This window comes from Leuconostoc sp. JNUCC 76 (assembly GCF_053667755.1).
In genome coordinates this window covers 998,424-1,020,686 of record NZ_CM132206.1, presented here as the reverse complement: position 1 = coordinate 1,020,686, position 22,263 = coordinate 998,424, and the positions used below count along the sequence as shown (strand labels likewise).

General features: G+C 32.3%; 24 protein-coding genes and 1 pseudogene. 4 read left to right on the top strand and 21 right to left on the bottom strand.

Annotated elements, in window-relative coordinates; genetic code table 11:
* Positions 1 to 90 precede the first annotated feature (90 nt).
* The 3 genes and pseudogenes from JNUCC76_RS05065 to JNUCC76_RS05055 all read right to left on the bottom strand — a co-directional run.
* A complete protein-coding gene (locus JNUCC76_RS05065) occupies positions 91 to 1,968 on the bottom strand; it encodes an AAA family ATPase (protein ID WP_454156346.1) in 1,878 nt (625 codons plus the stop codon).
* Positions 1,969 to 2,276: 308 nt separating this feature from the next.
* The gene (locus tag JNUCC76_RS05060; RefSeq protein ID WP_454156344.1) at positions 2,277 to 3,236 is read right to left on the bottom strand and encodes a hypothetical protein; all 960 of its coding nucleotides are present in this window, start codon (positions 3,234 to 3,236) and stop codon (positions 2,277 to 2,279) included.
* Between the two features lie 967 nt (positions 3,237 to 4,203).
* Positions 4,204 to 4,965 (bottom strand): annotated as a pseudogene (locus JNUCC76_RS05055) (IS30 family transposase); the annotation flags it as partial.
* Positions 4,966 to 5,266: 301 nt separating this feature from the next.
* Between JNUCC76_RS05055 and JNUCC76_RS05050 the strand changes: the two are divergent.
* Positions 5,267 to 5,968: a CPBP family intramembrane glutamic endopeptidase gene (locus tag JNUCC76_RS05050; RefSeq protein ID WP_454156343.1), complete on the top strand. Its 702-nt coding sequence runs from the start codon at positions 5,267 to 5,269 to the stop codon at positions 5,966 to 5,968.
* Here the strand turns inward: JNUCC76_RS05050 and JNUCC76_RS05045 are convergent.
* Both JNUCC76_RS05045 and JNUCC76_RS05040 read right to left on the bottom strand, forming a co-directional pair.
* Entirely contained in the window at positions 5,963 to 6,373 is a 411-nt protein-coding gene (locus JNUCC76_RS05045) for a hypothetical protein (RefSeq protein ID WP_454156342.1), read from the bottom strand. The genes JNUCC76_RS05050 and JNUCC76_RS05045 overlap by 6 nt on opposite strands.
* 141 nt (positions 6,374 to 6,514) lie before the next feature.
* Positions 6,515 to 6,871 (bottom strand): MerR family transcriptional regulator, encoded by a 357-nt coding sequence (locus tag JNUCC76_RS05040; protein WP_454156340.1) that lies wholly within the window; start codon positions 6,869 to 6,871, stop codon positions 6,515 to 6,517.
* A 76-nt stretch (positions 6,872 to 6,947) separates the two neighbouring features.
* On the opposite strand from JNUCC76_RS05040, the gene JNUCC76_RS05035 reads away from it, so the two are divergent.
* Entirely contained in the window at positions 6,948 to 8,096 is a 1,149-nt protein-coding gene (locus JNUCC76_RS05035) for an MFS transporter (RefSeq protein WP_454156338.1), read from the top strand.
* A gap of 200 nt (positions 8,097 to 8,296) precedes the next feature.
* Here the strand turns inward: JNUCC76_RS05035 and JNUCC76_RS05030 are convergent, their stop codons facing one another.
* The 16 genes from JNUCC76_RS05030 to JNUCC76_RS04955 form a co-directional block, all read right to left on the bottom strand.
* Complete coding sequence (locus JNUCC76_RS05030; RefSeq protein ID WP_454156336.1) at positions 8,297 to 8,980, bottom strand: ABC transporter permease; 684 nt, start codon at positions 8,978 to 8,980, stop codon at positions 8,297 to 8,299.
* Positions 8,973 to 9,893, bottom strand: a complete 921-nt coding sequence (locus JNUCC76_RS05025) for an ATP-binding cassette domain-containing protein (protein ID WP_454156334.1) — start codon at positions 9,891 to 9,893, stop codon at positions 8,973 to 8,975. Before JNUCC76_RS05025 ends, JNUCC76_RS05030 begins: the two co-directional genes overlap by 8 nt.
* Positions 9,894 to 10,027: 134 nt before the next feature.
* Positions 10,028 to 10,957, bottom strand: coding sequence for a sensor histidine kinase (locus JNUCC76_RS05020; RefSeq protein ID WP_454156332.1), 930 nt, complete (start codon positions 10,955 to 10,957; stop codon positions 10,028 to 10,030).
* A 38-nt stretch (positions 10,958 to 10,995) separates the two neighbouring features.
* Positions 10,996 to 11,682: a response regulator transcription factor gene (locus tag JNUCC76_RS05015; RefSeq protein WP_454156330.1), complete on the bottom strand. Its 687-nt coding sequence runs from the start codon at positions 11,680 to 11,682 to the stop codon at positions 10,996 to 10,998.
* Between the two features lie 1,099 nt (positions 11,683 to 12,781).
* Positions 12,782 to 13,519 carry an SDR family NAD(P)-dependent oxidoreductase gene (locus JNUCC76_RS05010; protein WP_454156328.1) on the bottom strand — a complete coding sequence of 246 codons (738 nt, stop codon included), beginning with the start codon at positions 13,517 to 13,519 and terminating at the stop codon, positions 12,782 to 12,784.
* A 119-nt stretch (positions 13,520 to 13,638) separates the two neighbouring features.
* Positions 13,639 to 13,734 (bottom strand): hypothetical protein, encoded by a 96-nt coding sequence (locus JNUCC76_RS05005; RefSeq protein WP_454156524.1) that lies wholly within the window; start codon positions 13,732 to 13,734, stop codon positions 13,639 to 13,641.
* A gap of 174 nt (positions 13,735 to 13,908) precedes the next feature.
* Positions 13,909 to 14,739 carry a helix-turn-helix domain-containing protein gene (locus JNUCC76_RS05000; protein ID WP_454156327.1) on the bottom strand — a complete coding sequence of 277 codons (831 nt, stop codon included), beginning with the start codon at positions 14,737 to 14,739 and terminating at the stop codon, positions 13,909 to 13,911.
* A 321-nt stretch (positions 14,740 to 15,060) separates the two neighbouring features.
* The gene (locus JNUCC76_RS04995; protein WP_454156325.1) at positions 15,061 to 16,284 is read right to left on the bottom strand and encodes a 1-acyl-sn-glycerol-3-phosphate acyltransferase; all 1,224 of its coding nucleotides are present in this window, start codon (positions 16,282 to 16,284) and stop codon (positions 15,061 to 15,063) included.
* A 12-nt stretch (positions 16,285 to 16,296) separates the two neighbouring features.
* On the bottom strand, positions 16,297 to 16,944 hold the full coding sequence (gene ribB, locus JNUCC76_RS04990; protein ID WP_454156323.1) for a 3,4-dihydroxy-2-butanone-4-phosphate synthase: 648 nt from the start codon (positions 16,942 to 16,944) through the stop codon (positions 16,297 to 16,299).
* Between the two features lie 576 nt (positions 16,945 to 17,520).
* The gene (locus JNUCC76_RS04985) at positions 17,521 to 17,658 is read right to left on the bottom strand and encodes a hypothetical protein (RefSeq protein WP_454156321.1); all 138 of its coding nucleotides are present in this window, start codon (positions 17,656 to 17,658) and stop codon (positions 17,521 to 17,523) included.
* A 76-nt stretch (positions 17,659 to 17,734) separates the two neighbouring features.
* A complete protein-coding gene (locus JNUCC76_RS04980; protein WP_454156319.1) occupies positions 17,735 to 17,977 on the bottom strand; it encodes a hypothetical protein in 243 nt (80 codons plus the stop codon).
* Positions 17,974 to 18,195 carry an XRE family transcriptional regulator gene (locus JNUCC76_RS04975; protein ID WP_454156317.1) on the bottom strand — a complete coding sequence of 74 codons (222 nt, stop codon included), beginning with the start codon at positions 18,193 to 18,195 and terminating at the stop codon, positions 17,974 to 17,976. Before JNUCC76_RS04975 ends, JNUCC76_RS04980 begins: the two co-directional genes overlap by 4 nt.
* A gap of 423 nt (positions 18,196 to 18,618) precedes the next feature.
* A complete protein-coding gene (locus tag JNUCC76_RS04970) occupies positions 18,619 to 18,873 on the bottom strand; it encodes a hypothetical protein (protein WP_454156315.1) in 255 nt (84 codons plus the stop codon).
* Positions 18,870 to 19,241: a hypothetical protein gene (locus tag JNUCC76_RS04965; RefSeq protein WP_454156314.1), complete on the bottom strand. Its 372-nt coding sequence runs from the start codon at positions 19,239 to 19,241 to the stop codon at positions 18,870 to 18,872. Before JNUCC76_RS04965 ends, JNUCC76_RS04970 begins: the two co-directional genes overlap by 4 nt.
* A 26-nt stretch (positions 19,242 to 19,267) precedes the next feature.
* The gene (locus JNUCC76_RS04960) at positions 19,268 to 20,590 is read right to left on the bottom strand and encodes a Y-family DNA polymerase (protein ID WP_454156312.1); all 1,323 of its coding nucleotides are present in this window, start codon (positions 20,588 to 20,590) and stop codon (positions 19,268 to 19,270) included.
* Positions 20,591 to 20,805: 215 nt separating this feature from the next.
* Positions 20,806 to 21,198 (bottom strand): DJ-1/PfpI family protein, encoded by a 393-nt coding sequence (locus JNUCC76_RS04955; protein WP_454156311.1) that lies wholly within the window; start codon positions 21,196 to 21,198, stop codon positions 20,806 to 20,808.
* A 172-nt stretch (positions 21,199 to 21,370) separates the two neighbouring features.
* Between JNUCC76_RS04955 and JNUCC76_RS04950 the strand changes: the two genes are divergently transcribed.
* Positions 21,371 to 21,667 carry a helix-turn-helix transcriptional regulator gene (locus tag JNUCC76_RS04950; protein ID WP_454156310.1) on the top strand — a complete coding sequence of 99 codons (297 nt, stop codon included), beginning with the start codon at positions 21,371 to 21,373 and terminating at the stop codon, positions 21,665 to 21,667.
* The gene (locus tag JNUCC76_RS04945) at positions 21,651 to 22,220 is read left to right on the top strand and encodes a helix-turn-helix transcriptional regulator (protein ID WP_454156308.1); all 570 of its coding nucleotides are present in this window, start codon (positions 21,651 to 21,653) and stop codon (positions 22,218 to 22,220) included. Before JNUCC76_RS04950 ends, JNUCC76_RS04945 begins: the two co-directional genes overlap by 17 nt.
* Positions 22,221 to 22,263: the final 43 nt, after the last annotated feature.

Below are 22,263 nucleotides of genomic sequence, written 5' to 3'. Positions count from 1 at the left end.
TTATACAATAAAAATTAAGTATAAAAAAAAAATCAATGACTACATCTCTAAATATTTATAATTCTTCGCATATTGATCCGGTAAATACTTCTATTTCACAGATTCCAAAATACTTTTATTTAATTTGCTAAAGTATTTTTCTTTTAGATAGTTAGTATAAAAAGGATCACGTTTAAACTTATTGGACATTTTATCTATATAATCTGAGTCCAAGATAACTGCTTTTCCTTTTGAGATTTCTTTTTTTAACGGACTCAAAACTAATAATTTAGAGTAGTCTTCTGATTCAATTACTTGGTCCAAATCAGACGAAAAATCTTCAATCTTGTTTGATAGTGACAGATTATGAATACCATCAATTATTTGTTCAACCATTTGATCTGATGTTTTTCCCTTCGAAACTTCTACCCTTTGGTTTGAAAGATATGTGTCCAATATTTTTTTTGCTTTACTTTCTTTGATATATTGTTTTCGCTGTATGATCGCATCAAAAAATGACCTTTTGAATTTATCAATTCGGCATTTTACTTCTTCAGGATAAAATAAATCTTCTAAATATTTTTTCATTAATGTTTCATCAAAATACAACATTTCTATTTCATTAAAGGGGAGCGTGTATATGCCCTCTTTTTCAAAATTATTAATTTCATCTTGTACTCTCAAATCGTTGTCTATGATTCCAAAAGCTTTACCACTGTTAAATACGTTATTCTTGTTGTAAGCTCTTGTGTAATTGATAACGTTTAAGTGTCCTTCAACTGGAAAAACAATAGCCGACTCTTTGAACATGCTTGTGAACACTGTGTAGTCGAGACTGGATATCGTTCCTTCGACAAAAATGACCGGATTTTGCGTGCCTGCAAGTTCGCTAATAAGCTCTCTTGGTAATTCGGTATCCGCAAGTTCTTTCAATTCCCAAGTATTAGGATATGAAAAATTTTTTATCCAGAGAATGTCTGTGTTTTTTCTTGAAGAAATAAAAGACACATTGTGGGATATATATATAAATTTAACATCCTGGCGTTCAGATTCTAATGTATCCCATAGTCGATCAGAAATAGTTGAGTTAAGATATGTTTCGGGCTCATCTATAAATACAAAACTTTCTTTGGGTACAAATAAAATTTGCAACATGTAATAAAGAACAGCCTTTTCGCCATCGCTTAAAGAATTAATTGAATAAATATCGCTGCCTTTTTGAACATTAAGAATCCTTTTTATAGGGTCTTCAACGAGTTTAATATTCGGAAACATTATGCTCCAAACTTTTTTCAAAGTAGTTAACTGAGTTGTTAAATCTTCTTTTGATCCAAAATAATCGTTCGTAATTAAAATGTGCTCATTAACTAATACTGTGATTAATTCAGCAAATATTTTTCTATTTTTTCTATTGTAGTCATACAGATTATCTGAAATCTTTGCTTTTCGAGCCATATCCTCCTTTTGAATAGTATTAATATCCGATTGACTAGCGGTTATAAATTCAGATGAATCACTGAAGTCTGTATATAAATATTTTTGCGCTGGAATCATAATGATATTATCGGTTAATGCATCTTTCAAGTAGGAAGCAAATGAACTTTTCCCAACTCCATTACCTCCCACAATAACCACGTTTTTATCTTGGATAATTTTTAAGTACTCTAATCTCTCAATATCACTTTGTAATTGCATTAAGTAATTGTTTGTGTTGTTTTCAACCATTTGAATATATTCTTCTAATGACGTGTTAATATCTTTACTAATCATTAGTGTATGTCTTTGATTGTCAAAAATACCTAATGTTTTCTCAATTGAAGTACAAAGTTGTGCGTTATCCCCAGATAACGCAGCTAATTTTATTAACTTATCAAGTGCCAAATTAATATTATCTTTGAATTTACCTAATTGGATAGCGTCATAAGATGAATAATATACTAATGTTTTTTCAATATTTTTCTTCAATTCATTAATTTTCTCTTGTATCATTTTTATATTCCATCCTCTAAGGCTTATTATACACTGGGTGTGAATAAAGAAAAATAAGGATATAAAAATTCTAAAACGTTGAACTTATAACACCGAATGAATGGAATCGCTTCATTCAATTTTTAAGCTTGAATAAGTGGAATTATAATTCTACCAGACTTTAACAGAAGATTATACCTGCATAGGATAGTACATTAATTTTTGTAATCACGACCACCTTTCAATTTTGGACTAAATAATTGAATAAAAATAGACCAATTTATTTCTGATCAATTAACACTGATTCGTTTAAATGTAGTCATATTAGCTCAATTCGAACTTTTTTGATTATCCAATTTAAACATTAACTCCAGTAATTCTTTGTTTTTTTCAATTTGCTTGAAAATGTAATTCACATCATCTAATTCAATTAATTCAATTGAAAAATTTCTAGAATATTTAATTAACATGGAAGCTGATTGAACTACTTCATAAGCTAATTCTCCAAATTTTTGGTTAATCAACAGTGCTTGCCACATCTCAAGAATAATTTGATAATTAATTGTTTGATAATCATCATCTTTTGAATAGAATTCCATGAACAGGCTACTTTTGTATTTAACTGTATAAAGTAATTCTTGAGATTTCTTATCAATTTTCAAATCATAACTTTTGATCAGTACTTCAAATAATAAACTATCTTGGTGTACTTGATTAAAAACTTTACTAATATCTTTTTTAATATTTAAAAGTTTTCCAGCATGCTTTTTCTCGTAATTTTCAATAGCTGTAAATGGTATTCTTTCATTCAAAAAAGAAAAGTATTCTTCGTTTTTACTTTCAATTCGTTCATGCATTCCTAAAATGGGAATTTTGGTTGCATGTTTCTCATCATACATACTCGCCATGTCTTCAATAACGTAAACAAGAGAATCATATTGCTCCTTAAATTCTTTATCGTCAACAAATTTATCAAGTTTCAAGTTAAAATACTTGGAACGCATGAAGTCTGTATCAAGTTTGTTTTTCTTGAATGTATTGTTTGTATTTATAGTAAACGAAGTAATCGCAAATAATGCTGTTGTAAATGACAAAGAAACCGTTATTTTATCTTTCAAAGAGGAAATTTGCGGTGTACGCACTATTGGGATATCAATACCCAGAACTAAACAAAAGGATATGATTGCAAATATTGAAAATAACGAACCTAGAAAAAAAACTAAAGTATCTCTCCAGTTTTGTCTTAAAAAAATTGCAATTAAAACAACGCGTTGCTTCAAGAATTTCATATTGATCGCCTACTTAATAATTAAGTTAATTTATATTATTTATGATTATATTATATATTTTGACTGAATTAAATAATAATAATTACCAACATAAATATATCATTGAATTGAAGTATTAATCTTTTGGCACGCTATTCAACAAAACATCTTGACTATATCTCTGTGTGTGAATAGTCTCTCACACTTTTGTTGTTTTCACGACTGCAGAACCTTTGGTGTAACATACATGCCACAGTATGCACACATCGCATTGGTACTGAGATTTTTTCTAACGGAGTAACAAGTTACGTTGATTGTTGTAACTGCCCTAGACTGTTATCTCTACACTCTTTTAGAGGCTCCGAGTTAGCTAATTAAAGCCAACCATGATTGCTATAATTCACAAAATACTTTACAATTATCATATTGAAGATTAGTTAAGTAAATTTGATTTTTGAATAAGGTTGTCGAGACATTATTTTATAGTAATCAATTTTTATATCTAGTTTTCAAAGTACATAATCGACTAGCCACTGGTTGGTCTTTTTTTTCGTGCTTATTTTCATTTTTTAGGTTTTCTTAATAAATTAAGCCTTTTTGACAAAAATATAAGCACAAGGTATGTTACAGAAGTATTTCAACTTCCATATCAAACCTTATGCTTATTATTCTACAGACTCCGGTCAAGCTGAAAACCACATGTTTAATATATTGGTAATCTACCGTTAACATGTATGTAAAACTAACGAAGATTATTTCTAAATCAAAGCACAACTTTTTATAGAGTATCATGATTTGGTTTAAAAGTAAACTGCACGTCCACGCTTTTAGAACGTCTATACAAAGGCTTTTAGCAATCTAATTACTCACTATTATATCAAATGTTTCAAACAATTAAACCGTTTTCAAATATTTATATTTTAAGCACAACAAAAAAAGACACATCTAGTGCCTAAAGTTCATTATTTTTATTACCAGCTTTTACGGCTTATTTTTCATCATTTTGGCGTTCTTCAAGCATTCGCTGTTTACGTTTTTCATAAGCTCTACGGTAACGTTGCATAGCTTTATATTCCTGTTCAAACACTACCATAGGTCGTTTGCCGTCTAGTGCTTGTCGTAATGGCATAGCATTCATTTTTGAAGCTACTTCATCTAACTGTCGCTGCTTAACGTCTTTAAATGACGTACCTTTAGGATACCAATCACGTAGCTTACGATTTCTGTTTTCATTGGAACCACGTTGTTGTGGTGATGACGGTGTGGCATAGTATAGCTTAATTTTAAGCTCTTTTTGAACATATTCTAAGAAGTCCCATGAGATAAATTCAGAACCATTGTCGGCTGTTATAGTACGCACAGCTTTGCCGTAACGCTCATAAAATAACTTAAACGCTTCAACCATATCACTAGATTTCTTACTGCGAACTAATACTAAAGCAGTAAACCGAGTTTTGCGTTCAGTAAATGTCATAATCGCAGTAGTATCTTGATAACGTTGATTATTCATTTTAGCAGGTAAAACTAAATCAATTTCCCAATGTCCGAACTGTTTCCGTGTATTTATCTTTGGTGGTCGTTCATAGATTGAGTGACGGACTAGAATGCCTTGTGACTTTAGCTTTGAACGCAGTCTATCAATCTCACGCTGTTTTTGATACTGCGTTTTAATTTTAGCTTTTTCTGCATCTGTACTATGCGCACGTTTACGATAGTATGGTCTTAGATAAATTTTACCTTGTTTTGCCCAATTCCTAATCGTTGAGTTTGCGTTTTTTTGGTGTTTCATCACTCATAAAACACATTTACTCCTTAAGTATGATTATTTTAATATAGGTCTTTATCCCTTATAACATATTTAACATTTTACAATGTTGCTTGTTATTTTATTTTTTAACCTAACTCAAAATAATAGGCATATACACAGTACTAAAAAAACAATACTTTGTTTTTTTAGTACTCCAAAATCTATTTAACATTGGCATTGATAAGAGTACAATTAGAGAATAATAATCAAAATTATATTCATAAACAAGGAATTTTAAATCATAATGGCAAAACTATCTTTCAGAACTGTATCTCAAAATTTCATCACCCCCGGATTGATTTTTTTATCCTTTGTTTGGTTAATTCCTCTACTCACCAATTTTGCTGCTTCTTTTTTAAATTTTTCTTTTTATAAAAGCTATCAAGGTTGGTTGCTATCAGATATCACCCTATACCCTCTTCCTATTATTTTTTTAGCTATTTATCTCAAAAATAAAAATAAGGCCTCAGTTGTATGGGAAGCACCGAAATTGCTTAGAATTCTACTTAGCTTGCTTGTTGTGGTATTGTATTTTTTATTTACAATAATAAGCCATAATTTTTTCCCTGTTTCTGTAGCAACTAACCAAACCCAGCTGTTAAATGCATTAAATAATTCTTCTATATTAGGAATACAATTAGAGTTGCTAGCTATCACACTGTTGGGCCCAATTTTTGAAGAATTGATGTGTAGAGGTTTATTAATGAACTTCTATTTTAAAAATTCTAAATTTGGATTGGATGTTATCCTAAACGCAATTATTTTTTCGTGGCTTCATCAACACCAGAATTTATCAGTATTATTACCTTATTTTATTTTTGGCTTATTGTTGGGATTATTATATCGATTCACTGGAAAACTGCAATACACCATGTTGGCACACATTCTTATTAATACCATAATTGGATGGCCATATATTCAAGATAATATCATCATCTTTTTATAAATTTCTTTCTCGTATTTGCCGTTTCACTTGATATAACTGTTCTTCAATCTTGTTTAAACCACTTTCGTTATTGCGATCAGTTCCCTGAATCAGCAAATCTAAATCACGATATGCGAAAGTTAGCTCAATTGACTTAGAAACCAAATCTTGTATCTCAGATGCTAATTCTTTGTTAAAAAAAAGCACATCTCCGTATGTTTGAGATTGTGCTTGTCTAATTTTAGCTTGTAATTGCATTGATACGCTCAACGTTGTTTGGAAGTTGGGCGTACCACCTTTGAATTGAAATCCTTGTCTATCACTTTCTAAAGTCTGATCTAGTTGACTATATAAGTCTATAAACCGTTCTAACTGCTTGATATACAGTTCTAATTGTTCTGGTTTTAACCATATTTTTGTTGGCATCTTGTTTATTCCTTTCATTTTTAAATATAAATAAAAAAGCTAGTACCTATCAAGCACTAACTCATCTATATTGTACAAGACACTGTTTGTTATTAACAAATTATCAAATATTTGCCATAAAGAAAAGGCTGTCGAATCTTATTAATCAATATCATAAATTGGTAATGATAATTTATTTAAAACCACATTCAAAGAGATTTCTAAATATGCCTGCTCCTTTTCAAGTTTTTCTTTATGCCTTAATAAAATTTGACGTCGTTCAGCAATAGAATTTGGGTTAGATAGTAAACTACAAAAACGTTTAATTTCATTCAATGGCATCCCAGTTTTCTTTACTTTAACCAAAAAAAGAATAAATTCTAAATTTTCTTCTGTATACGTTCTATAACCGTTTATATTACGTTGAATGTGTGGAATAAGCTGCTGCTGTTCATAGTAACGCAAAGTTGCTTTACTTAGATGTGAAATATCACTTATTTGCTCAATTGTATAATTCATAGTTTTTCCTCTTGCATTAAAGTATACTTTAACGTTTATACTTATGCTACACCAATTTATTTTAAGGAGAAAAATTATGAAACATCAGATTGGTAATCAGAATATCATCATGGGTATTTTATTATTTTCAAGTATCGTTATTGGAATCAGCATTTATGAAATGATTCCACTTAGCAATTTTTTATCTACTAAATTTACTATTTCAGCAACGACTGCTGTACAAGCAAATAGTTTATTTTCTCTAGGATATGCCATCGGATTTCTAACAGTAACACCATTATGGAAGAGATTTAAAAATAATCGTAAACTACTTTTCTTGAATCTACTACTTGCGTCTATTGTCACTGTACTTCTTGGATTTGTAAATAATTTCGAACTATTTTTAATTCTTCGAGTATTGCAGGGTATTTTTTCAAGCTTTTTTGGACCAATTGCTTTTGCCTCAGTTTTAAAATTGATTGATCCAAAACGTATTACTTTTGCTAATAGTCTTATCACATCAGGCTTTGTCATTTCAAGTATTGTCGGACAAATATACAGTACCTCTATTTATCAGCTGATTAATTGGCAGTTTATATTTATTTTTCAAGCTGTTTTGTTAGTTATTATCTTATTATTACTTTGGCACATAATCCCTAGCCTTCCATCACCCAATGGCCATGTTTCTGTCAGCAGTAGTTTAAAAAACATCCTTTCAAATAAGATATTGTTAAAACAATACTACATTACATTCACACTCTTATTCTCTTTTGTGAGCATGTACGCTTTGGTTAGCGCCAATAATTTCATAGCGATAAATCATATTATGCAGTTCCGTATTTACGGATTGATTGGAATCATTACAGCAATCATTGTCCTTTCAAAAGTTTCCGGTAACAACCAAATGTTTGTGTTAAGACTCTCTCTTTTATCAGTTTCAATCGGATTTGTTATTTTATCTATTGTAAGAAATGAAATTTTTCTAACAATAGGTAGCATAATTGTTGCTTTTGGAATTGTCCTATCACTCCCGTTAGTCGTTTCAATCATTGGTTCAACAGCAATTTCGCAAAATCGGTCATTAGCCATCGTATTGTATACTTTCATTCTGTTCATAGGTGCAACACTTGGGCCAATAATAACTAACTATTTAAATCAAATTTTTGGTGTTGTGATAGCCTTTAGCTTTTTAGCTCTACTAACTTTAATAGGTGCCTTATCTTCGACAACTATAAAAACCAAATAGTTAATCAATTTTTTTAACTAAATTTAAATAGTTACAACAAACTATACTCTTTTCTTTTGAAATTTATGTTGCTAAATGGCACTGTGGGTTCAAAATACTTAAGTACTGAATTTATTATTAAATGCCAAAATAATGGATTTACACACTCAAAAGACACTCTGTATAAGAGTAATTTTGAGTAGTAAAAAATTTTTATAATATCATAATACGTCGGTTCGTTCAATGTTATGGATCGATAGATACGACGTGAACAGTCCAATCGCTGTCAAGGTCATCGGAACAATGAGAAATGAACCGATAGATTGGTCTGCGTTGCCTGCGCCAAGAAAGAATGCAATAATGATAGCCGTAACAATAGTAGTTCGAGTAGAACGTTTCTTCATACCAAAGAAGAGCGGTACTAAAGCGACACCACTAGCTGAGAAGTCGTAAAGAATGGTGCTTATAAAATGTTTCAGAATGCTATTATTCGTAACTTCTCCAATGATAAAGTGAAAATGATTATTTAATAAATTAACTGTGAAAAATGATATCAGTCTAGTCCAAATGATGAAAAAGAGTGCAAATCCGATAATAATAATTAATTTTGAAAGAATAATCTTTTTTCGGCTAATTGGATAAGTAAACATCAACGTAATCGTCTTGTCGATGTATTCTTCCACAATAAGCCGTGAAATTAATACACCCGAAAAAATTATAAACACAATTCTCGTGATACTATCGACTAGGAAAAGAAAATTTGTGTTTGTAATAGGAGAATCTTGTTTATCAATGTACAATAGAAAAAATAGAAAAGCTGGAATAATTAAACTCGCTATCAAGCCGCCGATAACATACTGTTTGAAATTTGTTTTCCTCATCTCTAACCTAATTAATTTAAACAACTTCTTTTCCTCCTACTAATGACAAGAAATAATCTTCTAAGGAACCAGTCTTTGTATTAATTGAATCAATGTCAATGTCATTTGATACTAACGTTTTATATAACTCATGTTGAGATGTTTCTGTTTCATAAATTCTTATTTTTTTACCGTCCATCACTTTAAAGTTTTTGATGTTTAATTTTGAATCAATAATGTGTGCTGTTTGTGTTATTTGACGGGTTTCAATTTCAATATACTCTACGCTACTATCTCTAATTGATGTCATGGATACTTCCTCTATCAAACGGCCATTATTCATCACGCCTATGGTATCGGCTATTTGTTCAATTTCAGATAAAATATGACTTGAGATGAGTATAGTAATTCCATAATCATGATTTAGCATTTCAAGTAAATCTCTAATCTCTATAATACCGACTGGGTCAAGTCCGTTTATTGGCTCATCCAAAATTAATAGTTCAGGTTTTGTGATAATAGCCCGCGCAATGGCCAGACGTTGTTTCATTCCTAACGAAAAAAAACTCACTGATTTAGTATCAACGTTTTTGAGATTAACAAGTTGCAAAGCTTCGTCAATCTCGTTTTTATTGTGATACCCCATATATTCGCAGTGCAAGTCCAGATTTTCCTTTGCGGTCAATTTTTCGTAAAAAATAGGATACTCAATAATAGCACTCATCCGTTTAAATAATTCGTATGAATTATTTGTCAAGGTACTGTTGAATAACTCAATAGCCCCTTGACTAGGTTGCAATAAATTTAGCATCATTTTCATGACAGTAGTTTTCCCAGCCCCGTTTGGACCTAACAACCCGTATATCTCTCCTTTTTTAATTGACATATTAACATCAGAAATTACATTTATGTCGTCAAAGCTTTTTCCTAAATCGTGTGTTCGTACAATATATTCCATGTTGCTTCCTCCCTTTATTTTACGTCTGTTTACAGTTACTATTGTAGTGGACTGACTTGTCTTTTTTCTTTCTTGTTTCTTACTTATTTCTTAAGGTGAGGAAGCGTGAGAATCAAGTATTGATTAAGGAAACACTATAGTAATTTTTTAAGGCAAACAGTAAAAATTGTTTTTTCATAAGGCACACTGGAAAGAGATATTGTTCCTCCTAAGCTTTCCACTAGCCGTTTTGTTATTGTTAATCCTAACCCACTGCCTTGATACAATTTGTTTCTGGAATCCTCTAATGTATAAAGTCGCTCAAATACTTTTCCCTGACTTGCTTCTTGAATACCTTTCCCTTTGTCCCATACTTCTATGTATGCAAACGAACGATCATATCTTACTGTTAATCCAATAGTCTGACCATCCGCTCCGTATCTAATAGCATTAGAAAGCAAATTTCGTAGTATTCTACCTAGAGACTCTATAGTTCCAATGGCATAGATAGGTTCTTCAGGTATTTCAATGCTGACGGTCCAATTTTTGTTTTTAAGTACATGATGAAACTCTAAAATGGTTTCCTTACAAATTTCACTAATATTAATTTTTTCGAGTTTAACTTTATTATCTCCTGCTTCCATTCTAGCTAAGTCAAAAAAACTATTGATTAATGCAAGTAATTCTACTGCTTTATCATATGCAGAATTGATTTCTTTTTCAGATTCGTGCTTAAAACTTTTATTTTCTTTTAAAATTTGAAGGTAACCAACAACAACTGTCAGAGGTGTTTTTAAATCATGAGAAATGTTTGATATCATTTTACGGACAGCTTCTTCTTTTCGCGAATAATCAGCCAATAGTTTTTGGTTATGGTTAAGTAAATTGTTGATACTTATTAATAGTTCGACTAAATAGTGATCATCTGTAAAAACGAGTAAATTTTCACTTGTTTGATTTTCGATAACATTGTTTAATTTTTGAGTCATATAATGTAATTCACGATTACTTTTCTTTTTTGAACGAGATTGCACTGCAATTATTCCAATAAGTAAACAGATAATGGCTATTAAAATATACATCATACCTTTCTCCTATCATGTCGCCAGTACATATTCTATTATTATTCTCCCAATTTGTAGCCTATACCCCAAATCGTCGTAATGTATTTTGGATTGGAAGGAGTCTCCTCTATTTTCTCCCTTAACCTTCTGATATGGACATTAATGACATTTTCATCACCATAATAGTCATCATGCCAAACATTTTGATAGATTTGAGATTTTGTGAATACATTATTTGGATGACTCAGAAATAGTTTTAAAATTTCAAATTCCTTTGCGGTTAGTTGAATTTTTCTTTCTGGTTTCCACACAGAAAAATTTTTGGTATCAACTGTTAAGTCCATATAGTGAAAGACGGTTACATTGTTCTCATCTTTTGAGTAATTTACCCGTCTTAGCGCAGCTTTTACTCTTGCCGAGAACTCAATTATTGAAAATGGCTTAGACAGGTAGTCATCTGCCCCCAACTCTAATCCCAACGCCTTTTCTACATCAGTATCTTTTGCGGAAACGATAAGTATTGGAATTGAGCTGCTTTCCCTGATTTGTTTCATCACTTCCAATCCGTCTAATTTAGGAATCATAATATCAAGTATTATTAAATCAAATTTTTTATTTTTAAATTTCTGGATGGCTTCTTCACCCTCAAAAGCATGTAATAAATCATATCCTTCCTTTTCTAGGTAATTGGACATCAATTCACTAACGGAGTGGTCATCTTCTACAATTAATATTTTTTTCCCCATATGTGTAATCTCCTGTAGGTGGTTTTTTAATCTTACCATAACGAACCAAATTATTTTTGAATTTCATCAAAACAATATCACCTATAATTGCTCATAAGTCACTAAATTGGACTATTTTCATTAAGTTACTTAGGCCATATTTGGAATGCAGTTGTGATTATAAAAATTAATACCCCAACCCTACAACTGTTGGAAAATTTGGGTTTCAAATAATCTTTTTCACGCTTCAAAATTGAGTGAATAAGAATGTTTCAAGCCATAATTTTTACATTTAATATTATAATCAGAACTCGTATATTGTGACCCATACCTGAATGAATAACCAGTGGTTTTTTTGTTTATTCAATGCCATTTGTAAGGCACTTGTGGCAAAACTGGCCATCATTGTATCGTCAATTTTATAACCTAATACTTTTCTCTTTTCAGGACAAAAAACTGTCTCTAACGAATTAGCCAAACATCCTGATCGATGTAAAGCTACTAAAGATGACTTGAATTCCGGAGAGTACCCATTTTTATATGCATAGTTATATCCATAATAAAGCTCCTATGATTGAAATATATCGAACAATTTCGTCCGTAATTACATCATAGGAGCCACTCTTATACTTGAAATATATTGTTAAAGTTAAACCAGTAACTCTAGTTTTTATATACTAAACTCTGACTCAATACTCTCTTTCAGTCGTGGTGAATGTTCCATGAATTCACGTAATTTTGGGTTTAACTGCAGACACAATTGTATTTTGAACTCCTGTGAAATCCTCAACATCAAACTCCATGCCGGGGTAGATAGCAATCAACCTTTTTAGTGATTTCAAGTGTTCTTTGATTAGGTAAAAATTATCGATGTCAAAAAGATTATGATTTGTTATTACTATGACATCTAGTTCTGATTCTTTGATACATTCTTCAAGCCAACTTAAGCTAAAATCCAAACTCCAAATTCATGGCCTTTCGATGGTGTTGGAACAGTATGAATCTGGGCTAGGTCATCGCTGAAGAAGAGTTTCCGGTTAATGGTATTCTTCTCTGAAATTAGTGTGACTTTGATACAAGTCATCATTTTTTTATATTACTCTGGAGCATCATTTAAGAGTTAGTCGTTTCTATCCACTTCTGTAATATATTTTGATAATACACTAGTTGCAACACTCTTATTATATTTTTCTGAATTGAGATTAACAGGCAAGCCGTTTTCATCAAAAAATTGGCCGGTAATATTATCAAACTGCTCATCCAAGGAAAGAAGTCTTCCCACTGGGACGGAAGTATTCGTTAATGATTTTGTGTAAGCCATTAAATCACTTTTCACGTCACCAGGGAAAAAACTGTTAACAGTAGTTCGTTTGATTCTTAACTTATCCGCAAGTAAAAACATGAGGAGTGTTTTATGTGTCACAGCCCATGCCGCTCGTAATATATCATTCAATTGTTTTTCACAAACAGGTGCCATTTTAATAGCTTGGGGGTTGCCTGTTACAATAAGTACTCGACTATCATTCAATACTTTCACGAGAGACATAGTTAAATAATAATGAGATAATAAGTTAATGTCGATATTATCTTGATTACTAGTTGGATAAATGCCTGCACTGTGAATCAAAACATCCACATGATCTGTGTTTTTCAAAATAAAATCAACCACTTTTTTTCGACCTAACACAGTTGACAAATCCCCGGCTACGTAACTGGAATTTTCGCCCAGCTTGTTTTTCGCTAGTGTTAATTTGCGCTCATTTCGACCAACTAGAATTATTTTGTTATCCTTTACTAAATCTTCCGCAATAGCTAATCCAACTCCTGAACCACCGCCAGTTATCACAATATTTTTCATTCTCTACTAACCTCTTTCGTAATCAACTGTTGTTTCCCATTCGTAATCCGCCGTTAACCTCAACCACCGAACCTGTCATATATGTATTAGGTGCGACAGCTATAACTATTTGCGCAACTTCAAAAAAATTCTCCAAACCTTTTTAATATGATTTTTGATAAAGCATACTGTTTCATCTTTTCCGATAATTTATCAGTCATCGAGCTTACTATCATTCCTGGACAAATTGCATTAATTCTGATTCCATTGACTGCATACTCTTGGGCATAATTGACCCAAAATATATCAGAAAATTCTCGTCTGGCGTGCAAAATTAAGTTGAAGCCCTGGAGAACCATAATATTGAGCGATAACAAAAACATCCATAAATGTTCTCCCATTTTCAGAATTCACAGATCCAAAAAAGCGCCATATTTATCGTAATATTTTTTTGCATCTAAATTGTTACCAATATTTTTATAACACTTAGATATTAATAAAGAATATTCAGCTAGCATAAAAAAAGTCTCTTTTTTAATGACATCATCAAACCCTTTCAAGAGAACTGAAAGTGATTCCATGTACCTCTCTTGCTTATATAAAAAAACACCATATTGATATGAAATGACGTTTAAATTTTCAGTTTTTTCTCGACATTTTAAGAAAGCATTATAGGCAGTGTCGAAATAATCAAAGCTTTTTTCAAAAAAACCAAAATCTAAGTTTACAACTCCTAAAGAATTAATCAATAAAATTTCAATTTGATTCTCAGGTTGATAGGGCTTCTTCAGAGTGCAAGCAATAGCAAGTTTTAGATATCTTTCTACCTCAAGCAGATTACCTTTTGTCTGATACAAAGCACAAGCATAATAATAATAGTAAGTTTGAAAATCTCTGTTTGATTCAAGCTGATCCAATATTTTGCTTGAGTCCATGTATTCTAGCATTTCAGTGTATTGATGATTTTTACATAGTTGAAACACATGCTCAGCAAAATTAGAAGAGGCTTCAAAATCTAGTATCTCTTTTAAAAATGAATTAGTCAAAGAAACATCTAGTCTTGCGCACAATTTATAAAACAAAAAGACATTTGGCATATCATAACCGCTTTCTATGCTACTTATAATAGCTTGTGAACAAAGACCGTCGGCCAATTCAGACTGTGTAAGTTTTTTCTTTTTCCTACTCGATTTAATTAGTTCACCAACACGTTTAGTCGCCTGATCCAGAACATCTTGCATATTTTCAACCATCCTCAACTATAGTATTCTTGTAATTTTATTTTACCATTTTGATTCAAGCGCGTTTAAAACAATCAAATTACGACTTTGTTGAGATTTCGATTAACTGTTTTATATTTTTTAAAAACGTACTAAAATATTTTGAAAATGCTGTATTACATAAGAATAATATTGGAGCAAGTCTACTCGTTTCCTCTATATACAATGACTGAGTTAAATGAGTTATACCAGAATCTAAAGTTTCAAATTCCCAAATAATGCTATAATCGAGTATTTGTCCATCAACTTTGTTTTTCCAAAACGAATAATGTATCTTGCCTATTAAATACCCCGCGGCTCAAAATTTGAGTCCATTCTCATTAAAAGAACGGTTGCTTCATATTTACGTCGATTATCTAATTGCGTATGGGCGTTAACTTTTAGAATAGACAATAAAATATCTCGCGCAGCACAAAATTCATTATTAGCGTTCATTGCTTTAGCTAAAGCCAACATGTACTGTATGTTGTTCCTGAGTATGTCGTTGGCTTTGACTAAATTTTTCAAATAACTTTTTTTGTCACCTAAAAACAAACTCTGATGACCTTTAATGTAATACCACTCAGAATTTTTGTCAGCAATCAATGCAGCTCTGTTAAGTGCTGAAGTAGTTTTCATCATGTAGTATCTTCCTTTTACGGTTTTGATTCCTTTAATGTACCCTAATCTTCCATAAGCACGGGCACTTTCTAACAAAATTAAATTTTGTTCTGGCGAAGAACTGTCGAAGCGTGCTAATAATGTTCTACCCAGATAAAGAACCCTTTTATGATAATCTACCGGTGTATGATTTGCATCCGGATAATTTCTCAAAGCCTTTTTATTATCGTTAATCATCGCTCGTAGCATTTCTTCTTTTACATCTATTGATTCGACAGATTCTTTTTCTAGTTGTTCATGGGCCAGACTACTTAACAATTCAATATTTGACCTGCTAATAGCAGGTATTTCTTTTCTGGAGGTTTTCGGTATTTGAATCGGATTGCCAACAGCTATGCTAACTTTCTTAAAATTTGGGAAGATTGAAAATTTAGGTAAAACATCAAAATTTCCATGCATACCAATTGGTATAATTTCAACTCCCGTGGCGTATGATAAACTTTCTGCACCATTTTTTCCAAAATACATATTTCCAGTTGGTGTTCGGGTTCCTTCAGGATAAATAACAACAGCTGCCTTTTCATCGGTCAACTTATCTTTTAGAACCATCATAGAAGACATGGCGTTTTTAGTTCTGTCAACAGATATACTATTTAAAGATAAATGCCACCACCTTGAAAATGGTTTTTCAAACGCCTCCTTCTTTGTTAAAAAATAAACAGGTTGATTTGGATTTTGTTTTTTTAACAGATGCAAGATTACAAAATGATCCATGTAACTACTGTGGTTAGCGATGATTATACGTGGCCCATTAAATTTTAGATTGTCTAAACCTTTTACTTTGCCAACAAATAAGCTTACAATTTTGGTTGTTAACTGTGTGAGAATCGTATTTGTTAAACTCATTTACATATACTCCTACATCTGTATTTGTTCCATATAGATGGTCAACTCTTTAATACTTAGTAGTGGTAAGTTAAACTTTTTGGACATATCAAGCAACTGAGGTAGTCGTGCCATTGTTCCATCTTCATTTAGAATCTCACAAATAGCGCCTACTGGCTCCTCATTTGCTAATTTAGCCAAATCCACAGCAGCCTCGGTATGGCCATTCCGAACTGTAACACCACCATCAAGTGCTTGAAGTGGGAATGTATGTCCAGGATGAACAAAATCTTTCTCTGTGCTCGATGGATCAGCCAGAACTCTGATAGTTGCTGAACGATCAAATGCTGACACTCCCGTTGTTACGCCGTGCACTGTCTCAGCATCGACCGAAAAAGTGAACCTCGTCCCATTGCTCTCTGTATTGTTTGCCACCATCTGAGTAAGTCCTAAGCGGCGGGTAATACTCTCTCCAACAGGAGTGCACAATAATCCCCTAGCATGTGTAACCATAAAGTTTACATTTTCTGGACTCATTTTTGATCCGATGCCAACTAAATCACCTTCATTTTCTCTATCTTCATCATCCACCAGAATGATTAGTCCACCTTTTTTCATATATTTCACAATTTCTTCTACATTAGCCATTTGACTGCCTCCTTTTTCTATACTACAAAGCATACTTTTATTTTTGTCTCTATTCACACCAAATTCTCAATAATATTTATCAAAATACTGATATTTCATTGAATATTCATAGTTATCTGTATTTTTTGTACTCATCCTGATGACGAATTTGTTTTGTATATGCGGAATTGTGTGACTTGATTTTGAATGGCATACATTTTTTGACCAGTATTTTTATCAGTGTAATTATGATTGCGCATCATAAATTCAAACTCAACAACTTAGCCAACATTAGTGAAATAATCACGAATTAATTCAGCCATTTTGTTAGAAGCGACGTAATCAATGGATTGCTTTACCATCTTTTAAATCATTAATTGCTAATTTAAAGTAGGCAATTTTGGTTTCATTTTCACCACCTACAGTAAAGTTTACATCACGGACTAGACGTCCTACGTGGTGATTAATTTGAATAATAATTTCTCCTTTTTTTGATCCAGTAAACTAATAATCAGTGTCAGTTGATTGGCTAAATAGTCTTGGATATTATTTGGTAGTTTAAACACGGGAATTTGTTTGCCAAATTCAGAATAATGGATGCCCTTTAGGACTGTACAACCGACATAATGATTACCTAGACTGATGCCGATTGGCTTGTTGTGAGACCGCAATTTTCAAACGATTTTCAAGCCCATTAGCAAAGTAATGGCCGTAATAATTGTTATCAACCAAATTTTGTAGCGGAACAAGCCCGACTCGTACGAGCATTATTGGAATGGCATAGCATTTCTGCCCTGAATTTGAGCTTGCACCTCCATAACAGTATTACCTTTTTGAAGTTCTGCTAACCATGATTCAGACTTTTCGCAACGATTAGTGCTTGTTCAGGATCATTCAATAGTAAATCCGAAATTAACTTTTGAACAACACCTCGATTGTTTTGAATAATTTTGCCGACGGCAACCAGAGGCTGTTGGGGATTATTATTATTTGTTTCGTCCTCATCAAAATAAGTGGTTTCTGTTTCACTCAAATTAGTCTCCCTACTCTTAGTCTCATTTGACAGTTCTTGACCTATCAATTTCATAATTCCTTGTCCCCAAAGAGATTATCCCTGCGGATAACTTCAAAATCAGCATTCCCCTCTAGTGTTGCAACAATATCTTCAAACGAAACATCCATAATTTTGTAAAATTTGATGAACGTAGTCAGTTTCGGATTATAACTTGGATCGGTCTCAGCTTTTGAAATCGTAGCCGTTGATAATTTCCCTTTTGATTTCACAGCTAATTCCAATTGTGTCAAACTTTTTCTTTTCGCGATAGGCTTTTACTATTGATCTAAAAGAATGTTTTATTTTGTCTCCTTCTCACTTGTTTTTATTGTCAAGTTCCATTGGTTTGGATACCACTAATTAACCGTCATTTGGCACGGCTTCTTAATATTTAGGCTATTTTTAAGCAAAAAAATAAGCCCACACAGGACTTATGAGCTTTTAAAATAACGAATATTACTAAAGCGTTACTTCATTTCAAATTATTGACTTTGGATTTTTATAGAATGGTGTAACTCCTTGTGTACCAACCTATCAACCAGTAGAATTACGGAAATATTTTTGTGATTGTACTGGTTGATTTTTTATTTGTAAAACACGGCTTATTCCATTGTACCAATGTCATACATCAATATTAAATCACTGTCCACAGCTTTTAAGACTGTTTAACATGATTAATCACTTGTTCGAATCGTTAATCCAGTAGCTTCATGAATCTGTTTTGCTAATGCTGGTATTTGCAACCGGTATTCATCATCAAGACGACCAATTTGTTGCGAACGCTTGGCTTGTCCGATTTTATAGTATTCAAAGAAAATATTAACTTTTTTGGCATATCGCTGATGAACAATACGTACTTCATAAATCGTATTGGGTTGTTTTGTAAATAGCGTTTGAATGGTTATGATTATGTCTTCAATTGGATTCATTTTTCTCTGATAACCGTCCTAATATCTTCAAAAGCGATAAATTGTTGATTAATGTAGACACCTAATTCTGTAAAGCCATTAACTAAACCAGTCACATTAGGAATCAGATAACCATCATTAGTTTCAATGTTTTGTTGCACAGTCACTATGTGATAATTCACACAAGAATGTTGTAAGGTACTTTGTGCTTCATTTAGTGGTATTTTAGGTAACTTTTGCGTTTTCTGATTGCGTTGAACGTCCTCTTTGACTAAGGATGAGGTGTGATCGGATAAGAAGTAACCATTCCACTTGATTTTGCCACGTTCGCGATAATCATTCTTAAAGTAGCGATTGATAATGGTGCTAAAGTTTTCTTTATTTGTCATATTGCTGTGCCAACACATTCTTTCTTTTAATCATAACTATTACCCCCATTATGGCCACCCACTAGGCTAGCTCGATTAATGGCAGTGCCCCCCTCTTCTTTGGACATGGCTCGCATCAAAGCAGTTGTGCCAAAACGTTGCCGAATTTCATCAACGATTTGGTCAATTTTATTTGTTTTAAGAAGATGTTCAGGTTGTTCAAAAAGATTAAGCTGTACGCCAGTGTCATCAACTAAACCACCATAATCAATCCCAATGTTTCTAATCACTTCGCCATGCCAGTACTTTCTAAAAAGATTAACCATAACAGCCATTAAGGTATTGGTATCATTGGTAGGATTAATCCGGCACTGTTTCCTAAAACCATGAGATCCCTGTTGCTCAGTTTCAGAAAAGGAATAACCGATAAACAAACTAACTAAGCCTGTTTGCTTTTGATGGGCACGAATTCTTGTAGCGACTTGATCAGCCATTTCACGAATGACAAGTTCAATCTCAGCTTGTTGGCTATAATCACGTGGTAATACTTGTGAGTTACTATAAGACTTACTTTTTGGTTTAATGTTTTCAGCCAAATCAGAACGGTCAATACCCCAAGACAACGCGAGTAATTGTTCACCCATTAATCCTAGTTGCGAACGAAAAAGATATGGATCTTGATGCGCTAAGTCATTCATCGAATGAATACCCATCAAATTGAGCTTACGAGCAGTCCGTGAACCAATACTCCAAATATTAGTGAGTTGTGTGATTGGCCATAATTTATCTGGTACATCTTCATAATGCCAAATACCTGTTAAATTCTTTGCGTGTTTAGCTTCAATATCAAGCGCCAATTTAGCTAAGACTGGTGAATCACCAATGCCAACAGTTAAATAGATACCTGTTTCTGCCCGAACTTGTTGTTGTATTTTGAAAGCAACTTCTGCTGGTGTCTTGCCAAATAACTGCCAAGAATGTGTCATATCAAGGATAGATTCGTCAATGGAATATGGCAATAAGTGCGCATCATCAGTGTATTGTCGATAGATATTATTAATACGTAGATTTTCTTGAATATAAAGATTCATTCTCGGATGAGCAATCACTAAGTCCGGACAAACAGGAATATCACGTTGTCGGGTAACATTAGTGATACCCAGTATTTTCTTGACCATTGGTGAAGATGCCAAGACTAAACCACCGTTGGTATTTTCTTGTTCTGACATCACAACAAGTAATGCTTTTAATGGGTTATAGTCACGTTCCACACACTCAACACTGGCATAGAAACTTTTAGAGTCAATCATAAATATCACACGTCGTTCTTCATGTGTATAATCATATTCAGTTTTTGGTTGATCTACCATAGACTATCTCCAAAACAAAAGCTGTATAATTCATTATACGAACAAATGTTCTGTTTGGCAAGAGAAAACTATAATCCTATAAACAAATTACTGTTCTCCAGAAAGTTCAGATTCTTGGTTAGAGGGTAAAGTTTGCAAAAGCTTAAAAAAGAAATTCGAATTCCCTGTACTAAAATAGTTATACCAAGCCTCTAACGTGTCTGACTCAAAAACATCTAAACTCTCAATAAAGTGTGTGAGTGATCATTTAATAATCCAATATTGGCAACCGCTACAGTTGCGCCACAAATTGCGCCTACTGTACCACCAACTGAAAGTAATTCTCTTGAAATACTAATAATTTTACTGTTTTTTTGTTCATTACAAGTATCGGCACCTGGTAACAGTAGAATACTATCTTCGTCCAAGATAATCTCTTCAACTAAGCAGTCTGGCGCTATTTTAAAGCCTCCCATAGTACTAATAGTTTTTTTAGAATAACTAACTGTTTTTATTTGTACCAAAGAAGCATCTCTTTTAAAAAATCGTTTAGAATTTATTTCTGCAGTAATATATCCTATTTCCCAGTCCGCTAGCGTGTCCAATACATAAACATAAATTGTTTTCATACTTTCCTCCATTAATTAGTTCTGCTATCATTATACTTACTGATTGTTGACAACATTATGGCAACAATTCTAAATAACTTAAAGGTGGATAACAAATGAGAGTTAATAGACTTGTTACTATTATTATGATTCTTATTGATAGAAAAAAATTGGCGCAAAAGAATTAGCTGATATGCTTGAAGTATCGACCCGAACTATTTATCGTGATGTAGAGGCTATCAGTATGGCAGGGATTCCAGTTTATTCTACTTCTGGTGTCGGTGGTGGTTTTGAAATTATGGAAAAATTTAAAATTGATAAAAGTACTTTTTCAGAAACAGATTTAACCACAATCCTAACAGGAATGTCCAGCATACCAAGTATCATGAAAAGTAACGATTTTATAAATACGCATACCAAAATTACAAGTTTTATCTCTAAGGATAAATTAGAATTAGCTCGTTCGAAAGCAAATGCACATCGACTTTAGTAATTGGGGAGACCATAGAGATTTAGAACCTTACCTTACTCTTATCAAAATATCATTACAAGAAAACAAAGTTCTTTCATTTGAATACATAAATCATAGTGGGAATCAAACCAAAAGACAAGTTGAACCCTATCAGTTAATTTTAAAAAATAGTCAGTGGTATTTTCAGGGCTATTGCTATAAAAGAAATGATTTTCGTTTGTTTAAATTATCCCGTATTTCTAATTTACAAATTAAGAATCGCACGTTTATTCCCAAAATAAATCCAGACCCCCTTTTAGATACGACAGAAATTTTAACTAAATTACGAATAACTATTAAACTGAGGATTCATGAGTCAATTTTAGAACGAATTCTTGATTATTGTGACTATGAGAACTTTTCAAAAGATGATAAAAGCCATTATATTGTTAATTTTCCTTTTATAGAAAATGATTATTACTACAGCATGCTTTTAGGTTTTGGGGATCAATGTGAATGTCTAGGACCCCTACATGTTCGTTCAACATTGAAAGAAAAAATAAAGAATTTATCCCGAATATATGAATCTTAATTGTGATTACCTAGACAAAAATAAAATTATTGAAGTATTAGTT

Excerpts from the sequence above, each read along its gene's own strand:
- JNUCC76_RS05050 (WP_454156343.1), top strand. The coding sequence starts at position 5,267 with ATGGCAAAACTATCTTTCAGAACTGTATCTCAAAATTTCATCACCCCC.
- JNUCC76_RS04995 (WP_454156325.1), bottom strand. The coding sequence starts at position 16,284 with ATGAGTTTAACAAATACGATTCTCACACAGTTAACAACCAAAATTGTA.
- JNUCC76_RS04970 (WP_454156315.1), bottom strand. The coding sequence starts at position 18,873 with ATGAATCCAATTGAAGACATAATCATAACCATTCAAACGCTATTTACA.
- JNUCC76_RS04960 (WP_454156312.1), bottom strand. The coding sequence starts at position 20,590 with ATGGTAGATCAACCAAAAACTGAATATGATTATACACATGAAGAACGA.
- JNUCC76_RS05020 (WP_454156332.1), bottom strand. The coding sequence starts at position 10,957 with ATGATGTATATTTTAATAGCCATTATCTGTTTACTTATTGGAATAATT.
- JNUCC76_RS05040 (WP_454156340.1), bottom strand. The coding sequence starts at position 6,871 with ATGAATTATACAATTGAGCAAATAAGTGATATTTCACATCTAAGTAAA.
- JNUCC76_RS05015 (WP_454156330.1), bottom strand. The coding sequence starts at position 11,682 with ATGGGGAAAAAAATATTAATTGTAGAAGATGACCACTCCGTTAGTGAA.
- JNUCC76_RS04965 (WP_454156314.1), bottom strand. The coding sequence starts at position 19,241 with ATGACAAATAAAGAAAACTTTAGCACCATTATCAATCGCTACTTTAAG.
- JNUCC76_RS05010 (WP_454156328.1), bottom strand. The coding sequence starts at position 13,519 with ATGAAAAATATTGTGATAACTGGCGGTGGTTCAGGAGTTGGATTAGCT.
- JNUCC76_RS05060 (WP_454156344.1), bottom strand. The coding sequence starts at position 3,236 with ATGAAATTCTTGAAGCAACGCGTTGTTTTAATTGCAATTTTTTTAAGA.
- JNUCC76_RS05005 (WP_454156524.1), bottom strand. The coding sequence starts at position 13,734 with ATGATAGTAAGCTCGATGACTGATAAATTATCGGAAAAGATGAAACAG.
- JNUCC76_RS05065 (WP_454156346.1), bottom strand. The coding sequence starts at position 1,968 with ATGATACAAGAGAAAATTAATGAATTGAAGAAAAATATTGAAAAAACA.
- JNUCC76_RS05000 (WP_454156327.1), bottom strand. The coding sequence starts at position 14,739 with ATGCAAGATGTTCTGGATCAGGCGACTAAACGTGTTGGTGAACTAATT.
- JNUCC76_RS04985 (WP_454156321.1), bottom strand. The coding sequence starts at position 17,658 with ATGCTCGTACGAGTCGGGCTTGTTCCGCTACAAAATTTGGTTGATAAC.
- JNUCC76_RS04950 (WP_454156310.1), top strand. The coding sequence starts at position 21,371 with ATGCTTGAAGTATCGACCCGAACTATTTATCGTGATGTAGAGGCTATC.
- JNUCC76_RS04955 (WP_454156311.1), bottom strand. The coding sequence starts at position 21,198 with ATGAAAACAATTTATGTTTATGTATTGGACACGCTAGCGGACTGGGAA.
- JNUCC76_RS05035 (WP_454156338.1), top strand. The coding sequence starts at position 6,948 with ATGAAACATCAGATTGGTAATCAGAATATCATCATGGGTATTTTATTA.
- JNUCC76_RS05025 (WP_454156334.1), bottom strand. The coding sequence starts at position 9,893 with ATGGAATATATTGTACGAACACACGATTTAGGAAAAAGCTTTGACGAC.
- ribB (WP_454156323.1), bottom strand. The coding sequence starts at position 16,944 with ATGCTTTGTAGTATAGAAAAAGGAGGCAGTCAAATGGCTAATGTAGAA.
- JNUCC76_RS04980 (WP_454156319.1), bottom strand. The coding sequence starts at position 17,977 with ATGAAATTGATAGGTCAAGAACTGTCAAATGAGACTAAGAGTAGGGAG.
- JNUCC76_RS05045 (WP_454156342.1), bottom strand. The coding sequence starts at position 6,373 with ATGCCAACAAAAATATGGTTAAAACCAGAACAATTAGAACTGTATATC.
- JNUCC76_RS04945 (WP_454156308.1), top strand. The coding sequence starts at position 21,651 with ATGCACATCGACTTTAGTAATTGGGGAGACCATAGAGATTTAGAACCT.